General features: G+C 63.1%; 6 protein-coding genes. All 6 read right to left on the bottom strand.

The features are described 5' to 3' along the window. Positions 1–942: TrbL/VirB6 family protein (locus ACSR1C_RS20335; RefSeq protein WP_460260830.1), on the bottom strand; the 942-nt coding region annotated here is incomplete at its 3' end. A gap of 12 nt (positions 943–954) precedes the next feature. Next, entirely contained in the window at positions 955–1,368 is a 414-nt protein-coding gene (locus ACSR1C_RS20330; RefSeq protein WP_009503792.1) for a hypothetical protein, read from the bottom strand. Next, the gene (locus tag ACSR1C_RS20325; protein ID WP_009503793.1) at positions 1,365–1,559 is read right to left on the bottom strand and encodes a DUF4177 domain-containing protein; all 195 of its coding nucleotides are present in this window, start codon (positions 1,557–1,559) and stop codon (positions 1,365–1,367) included. The genes ACSR1C_RS20330 and ACSR1C_RS20325 overlap by 4 nt, the downstream gene beginning before the upstream one ends. Then, positions 1,556–2,542, bottom strand: coding sequence for an ATPase, T2SS/T4P/T4SS family (locus tag ACSR1C_RS20320; RefSeq protein ID WP_009503794.1), 987 nt, complete (start codon positions 2,540–2,542; stop codon positions 1,556–1,558). Before ACSR1C_RS20320 ends, ACSR1C_RS20325 begins: the two co-directional genes overlap by 4 nt. Positions 2,543–2,546: 4 nt before the next feature. Further along, on the bottom strand, positions 2,547–3,926 hold the full coding sequence (locus ACSR1C_RS20315; protein ID WP_009503795.1) for a TraB/TrbI/VirB10 family type IV secretion system protein: 1,380 nt from the start codon (positions 3,924–3,926) through the stop codon (positions 2,547–2,549). After that, positions 3,923–4,125 (bottom strand): TrbG/VirB9 family P-type conjugative transfer protein (locus ACSR1C_RS20310; RefSeq protein WP_460260829.1); only part of this gene is annotated, 203 nt, incomplete at its 5' end. The genes ACSR1C_RS20315 and ACSR1C_RS20310, both read right to left, overlap by 4 nt.

The following is a 4,125-nucleotide window of genomic DNA, read 5'->3' as shown; positions in this document are numbered from 1 at the left end:
CCCAAAACCTCGCCCCGCATAGCCCCTCCGCGCATAAGAGACGTCGTTTGCGACGTCGTTATGCACGTGTCTTAGGGCCTCACGCCGAAATCTGGCAGGCGGTGCCAACCGGGCCGTTACGGAGAGCGCCGGCATCATGATGTTGCCGGAAATCGCGCGGACGATAAAGGGTGTTGCGATTATGAACCCTTTGGCCATGAGCACCATCATGAAGAAGGGGATGAGCGCGCCGATATTGGAGGCCCCTTCCGGGTCGCCAAGCTCACCGATCAAGGCTGATGATACCCCAGTGATCGTGGCGAACACGCCGGCCACGACGATGGGGTAGAGCGCAAAGGAAACCAGCGCGGATAACCAGCGCGCGAAATAATCCTTGGTGACCTCGAAGAGGGTCAGGAAAATCATCACCGGGGCGATCCCGATCAGAAGCGCGATCATCAGTCGGGAGGCCACGAGGATGAAGGCGGCCAGTCCGCCGAGGATCGAGAGCAGAAGCACTCCGACGATGTCGAGCATGGCGCCAGCCATCCAGTTCAGCTCGGACCCGGCGGCATTCAGGTAATCGCCGAGCTCGGCGATCAGCCGGTCGAATTCTTCAGCGAAAGTTCCAGAAGGCCCCGGGCTGCCGCCGCCGACGGAGGCCACGAGCGCGCCCGCGATACTGTCGATCCCATAGAGAATGGCAGACGAGAAGGCGTTGAACTGCATCCAATTGGTCGCGAATATCCCGATGAGCCCGATCTTGACCGCGAGCCAGAAGGCCGTGTGCCCATCCATGGCCCGATATTGATAGATCATGTTGATGCCGACGAGGATCACTACCAGCGTTGTCCCCAAAACCAGGAGCGTGCCGACCGTTGCCGCAACCGCACCAAACTGGGTCTCAGCGGCGGTGTCGAGATAGGCCTGGGAGGTTTCAACGAAGTAGGTGACGACGCTCATGGCGGGACTGCTTTACCAATTGCCTGCGGCGTCGCAGATTGCTTTCGCTGCAGGGCGGGCCGCGTTAGCGCGGCGGTTGTAGGCGTCCGAGGCTTGCAGCATTTTCCATCGTTCGTCGCTCGCGTAGCTCTCCCGAAACACCGCCTCGGCCGCGTCCCAGGACGGGAACTGGATTTCGCAATCGCAGCTGCCGGTCTCGACAATCCGCTCGAGGTTCTGGGCGCGGTAGATGTCCTGGACCAGCACGCGCTGATAGGCTTGGCGCAGGGGGATCTCCTGCATCCACACGGGTTCAACGGGCCGGTCCGGACAGACGTCGAAACTGCGATCGAGGGTCGGCACGAGATTGCGCTCGGCGAAGCTGGGTGCCGACGTCAGGCCCAGGACCAGCGCAGTCAGTACGAGGGTACAGCCCGCCTGCCTCATGCCGTGGCTCCGGCGGGTGTGGTCTCACGCTTCAGGAAGACAGTGTGCCCGACATTGGCGAATTCGGAGGAGCTGATCGACACCACCTCCCAGCCTTCCGCACCTTTGGCATTCAGGCTGGCCTGCATGTCGGCAAGGCCGGTTTTGCGGGTCATGGGAAAGGACAGGATATCGTATTCAAAGGTCTTCATGGGGAAGTTCCAATCTCAGTTGCGCCGGGGAGGTAGAATTCGGTGATGCCGCGTTTGCCGTCATGGCGACCGGCCTGGATGATCACGTCGATGGAGTTCTCGATGTACTGGATCATGTCGGCATAGGTCATCGGGATCTCGGTCTTGAGTGCTGCGATCGCGAGGCGCTGCACGGCGAGTTGCGGGGTTTCTGCGTGCAGCGTGGTCATGGAGCCGCCATGGCCGGTGTTGATGGCCTCGAGGAAGGTCATGGCCTCCTTGCCGCGCACCTCGCCCAGGATGATCCGGTCGGGGCGCATGCGCAGCGTGGCGGTGAGAAGCACATCGGCGGTCTGGAATTCCGCGTCGCGATTGGCGATGAGGGTAACGGCATTTGGCTGGGTCGGCAGAAGCTCGGCCGCTTCTTCGATGGTCACAATGCGTTCCTCGGCCGGCACATGAGCGAGGATCTTGCGCGCGGCCACGGTCTTGCCGGTGGAGGTGCCGCCCGAGACGATCATGTTGAGCTTGTTCTCGACGCAGAAGGCGAGCGCATCATCGATCAAACCCGCGGCCACCACTGCGCGCAAGGCGCGCTTTTTTTCGACGCGCAGGTCTTCGAGCTTGCGCTCTTTGCCATAGAGAAAGTCGAGCGCGATACCCTCGAGCGGCAGGCTCGAGAAGAACCGCAGGCTGATCGACATGGCCGAGAGCACGGCGGGCGGGGTGATGACCTGTGCCCGGATCGGGCGACCCTTGTAGGTGATCGATACCGAGACGATGGGGCGGTCCTTGCTCATCGTGGTGTTAGCGGAGGAGGCGATCTGGTTGCCGAGGTCCCTGACCTGAACGGCTGTCAGCCTTTGATCCAGAGGGCGCATGAAATGATCGCCCTGGAATTCGCCCCAGCAGGAGCCGTCGGGGTTGATGCAGATCTCGATGATATCGTCGCGGGCGGCGGCTTCGATCCGGTCGAGGGAGGTTTCGAGATAGCTCAGCGACATGGGCTCAGAATATCTCCAGATCGCGGTCGACCATGACCGTGACGCGGGCGCCCTGGTCGACATAGATGACGGGGCCGATGGAGAGGTAATCGCCTATGACGCTGTCCGTGGCATCTGCCAGATCATCGCCAACGTCTTCGAGAACGTCGGCGGCAGTCTCATCCTGGACTTCGGAGGCGGCGGCACTGGGTGCTGCGGAGATCAGCGAGATCAGGGCGGCCGACCCGAAACGCTCGGCGAAGCGTGTGTCCACGAAACCGGTGACGCCAGAACGGCCCAGTTCATCACCTCCGAAGGAGCTGATCTGGACGGTCTGGTTGTCGGGCAGGATGATCCGGTCCCAGGCGATCGTGACGCGGCGCTGCGCGATATCGACGCCAGCGCGGTAGCGCCCGATGAGACGCGATCCGCGGGGGATCAAGAGGCGCACGCCATCGACGCTGTAGACATCCTCGGAAATCACGGCACGGGTCTGGCCGGGCAGGGAGCTGTCAAGGGCAGTTTCCATGACGGCCTGGATCATGGTGCCCTGGATGATGGTGTTGGAGGGATTGGCGATCACCTCGGCCTGCGTCACCGTCGAGGGCAGCGCTCCGTTCAGCACGAAATCCGTCACCTCGCCGAAGGTGCGTTCGGTTAGAGCCGTTTCATTCGCTCCTGAGGCACCGCCAAACGCGATGGTGGGCGAGGTGATGCGCCGCTCCTGGAAGGCGCGTTCCTCCGCGGCGCGGCGCTCCAGCTCGGCCATGCGCCGGGCTTCTTCCTCCCGGCGCAGTCGCTCTTGCTCGCGTGCGCGCAGCTCATCTTCCGTGGGGCCCGTTGGCGCGGGTTGGGGTCGGCTGGCCTCGAGTTGGGCCAGTTCCAGATCCATGCGGAGTTGTTCAAGACTTCGATCCCGCGCGGTCAGTTCGTCCTGGAATCGTTGCTGTGCGGCTTCCGAGGCGGCTTGCAGCGCCGCAATCTGAGCGGTCAGCGCGTCGATCGCCTCTGCGGCGGCGGTGTCTTCCTCGACAACTGGTTCAGGGGCGTTGCGCAATTCCTCGATCTGAGCCTGCAGGGCGGTGATCTGCGCCAGAAGCTCGGCATTGGGTTCCACCGGTTCCGGTGCGACCAGAACGAGTTCGGGCTCGGGTGGGGGAAGTGTTTCTATGGCGCCGAAGCCGTCGCCTTCGTTCTGGAACACGTCCGGTGTCGCCGTCGGCAAGGCTTCCTCTTCTTCGGGCTGTGAGAGGAGATAGAGCAGGGCACCACCTGCGCCGATGACGAGGGCCACGATCAGCGCGAGAAGGGGCGACCGGCGCTGCGCCGCTATGGGGGCGCGGGCACTGCCTTTCTCCAGGGCGGCGAGGCGTTTTTCCAGCTCGGTATTCTCGGTATTGCTCATGAGGCGGCCTCCGCGGGCGGGATCGCCTCGATGCAGACCACCTCTTCGCCAAGTCGCAGGACCCATTGGCGGTTCACTCCGCTGACGCGGATCACGCCGTCTTCAGGAGTTTGCGTGTTGACCGTGCGCTCGCGGCCGCCCGCGTAGCGGAAGATCGCGGGCACAGGCGCGTTTCTTGGAAACGCGAAATACGTGAACG

Source organism: Actibacterium sp. D185-2, assembly GCF_054954595.1.
The sequence above is the reverse complement of the archived record's forward strand: the minus strand, read 5'-3'. Positions and strand labels throughout refer to the sequence as shown.

Bases quoted from the DNA above. Each gene is read 5' to 3' on its own strand.
- ACSR1C_RS20330 (WP_009503792.1), bottom strand. From the start codon at position 1,368: ATGAGGCAGGCGGGCTGTACCCTCGTACTGACTGCGCTGGTCCTGGGC.
- ACSR1C_RS20325 (WP_009503793.1), bottom strand. From the start codon at position 1,559: ATGAAGACCTTTGAATACGATATCCTGTCCTTTCCCATGACCCGCAAA.
- ACSR1C_RS20320 (WP_009503794.1), bottom strand. From the start codon at position 2,542: ATGTCGCTGAGCTATCTCGAAACCTCCCTCGACCGGATCGAAGCCGCC.
- ACSR1C_RS20315 (WP_009503795.1), bottom strand. From the start codon at position 3,926: ATGAGCAATACCGAGAATACCGAGCTGGAAAAACGCCTCGCCGCCCTG.